The sequence below is a fragment of the Candidatus Methylomirabilota bacterium genome (assembly GCA_035260325.1).
Taxonomy (GTDB): Bacteria; Methylomirabilota; Methylomirabilia; order Rokubacteriales; family CSP1-6; genus AR19.
The window spans coordinates 1-2,102 of sequence record DATFVL010000234.1 but is presented as its reverse complement, the minus strand read 5'-3'; the positions used below and the strand labels follow the sequence as shown (position 1 = coordinate 2,102).

Below are 2,102 nucleotides of genomic sequence, written 5' to 3'. Positions count from 1 at the left end.
CTTCGAGAATCCTCCCCAGCCCCAGGAAGCCGCATCGCGGACGATCGCTAGCCGGGCGTACTATGCGGCCTTCCATCGGTGCCGTCTCATGCTGCCGGAACGAGAACGTGGCGCCGTCAAGCCGGGAAGCCACCGCGACGTGCTCCGCGCTCTCCGGCGCCAGCCGGAAATGCACGCGGCAGCAGATACTATCAACCGATTGCTCCGCCTGCGCGTGCATGCCGACTATGAGCCAGGCGCGGAACCGCCAGTCGGCCGCCTGATCGCCATCCGACTCACTCCCGAGAGCCTCCTGATCCCACGGAGCTACCGCGAAGGGGACGCCCGTCCGGAGACTGTCGACGGGAGGGGCGGCGACGGCTACCGCCGACGTCTCCCCTACGACGGATTCCCGGAGGCATCGCTCGAGGCTCCGTGCGCTGACCGCTCGGCAGCGTCGCCCGCGCTCGCCCTCATCCCCGGGCACGACGATCTCTCCTTGTCTCTTCACCTCCTCCACGGAGCCCATGACCGACATCGCTACGGCTCGTCCCGACGATACGACGCCCAAGACCTTTCCGCCGTCGCTCGAGGCCCTCCTCGCGAGGCTCAACCCCGAGCAGCTCGCCGCGGTGACGTGCCCGCACCCCTACGTCCTCATGGCGTCGATTCCGGGGAGCGGGAAGACCCTGGCGCTCGTCGCGAGGGCCGCCTGGTTGATCCGTCAGGGGCTCCGCCCAACTCAACTGACGGCGCTGACGTTCTCGCGCAAGGCCGCCGAGGAGCTCCAGGACCGCCTCGCGCGCCTGCTCGGCGACGACGGCCGCGGCGTGTGGGCGGGAACGTTCCACGCCCTTGGCGCCTCGCTCGCCCGCCAGTACGCGACGTTCCTCCCGCGTGGCCGCACGGCTGCCTTCGCGGTGATGGACCGGGACGATAGCCGGCGCGCGGTAAAGCGCCTCGTCCGCGACCTGGAGCTCAAGGAAGATCCGGGCGAACTCACCGAGTTCCTCGATCGCGTCAAGCGGACGAACGGCCAGGGGCTCGCCGCGCTGCCCGACGCCACGCACGAGGCGCTCACCCGGCTCATCCCGGCCTACGAGGCCTTCCTCGAGGGGCGCGACGCCCTCGACTTCGCCGATCTACTGCTCGTCCCCGTCCGCCTCCTCGAGAACTATCCCGCCATTCGGCGTCAGCTCCAGACCCGCTGGCGCCACATTCTGGTGGACGAGGGCCAGGATCTGGATCTCCTCCAGCAGCGGCTCGTCGAACTCCTCGTGCTGCCGGTCGACGGCGTTGCCTCGGGCGACGGCACCTCGCCGGGCTTGACGCTGGCCGCAGACGACGACCAGGCGGTGTATGGGTTCCGAGGCGGGTCGGCGGACTACCTCCTTCGCCTGACGCAGGTCTATCCCGGCGCGATCGTGGTCAACCTCGGCGAGAACTACCGTTCCACGCCAGAGATTCTCGCCCCCGCGGGACGTCTCATCGAACACAACCGGCGTCGCCTCCGGAAGGTGCTCATGACACAGAACCCGTCCGGCCCGGTGCCCGAGGTCCGGCAGTTCACCCGCGACAAGGAGGAGGCGCCGTACGTCGCCGAGCGCATCGCGCAGTGGGTCGCCGAGGGCCTGGCGCCCGTGGCCGTGCTCGCCCGCATCGGCGCGGTCCTGACGCCGATCGCTCGGGCCTGTGAGCAGCGCGGTCTGAGCGTCCGCGTGACGGCCGAGACGCCGCTCGTCGAGCGCAGGGAGATCCGCGACCTCCTCGCCTACCTCCGGGTCCTGGTCAACCCCAACGACTGGACCGCGTTCGAGCGGGTGATGACCGTTCCCCCGCGCGGCATCGGCGCGAAGACGGTCGTGCAGCTCCAGGAAGGCGTGCTCCGCCAGGGCGTCGAGGCGACGCTCGCGGCCGCGGCCCGGCGGCACAAGGGCCTCGCCGCGCTGCTCGCGCTTCTGGCCGCACTCCGGGTACGTATGGACGGGCCGGCAGTGACGCTCCGCCTCCTGATCGACGCGCTCAACTACCGTGCGTACCTCAGCCGCCGGGGGGAGCCGGACGAGCCCGAGCGCCGCTGGAGCCACGTCGAGGAGTTGATCGAGCTCGCGAATGGCTGGGAA

1 protein-coding gene is annotated in these 2,102 nt (G+C 70.5%); it reads left to right on the top strand.

The window, feature by feature from the left end:
- Positions 1-506: 506 nt before the first annotated feature.
- Positions 507-2,102, top strand: a 1,596-nt coding sequence (locus VKG64_14710; protein HKB26291.1) for an ATP-dependent helicase, incomplete at its 3' end; no start/stop codon positions are given.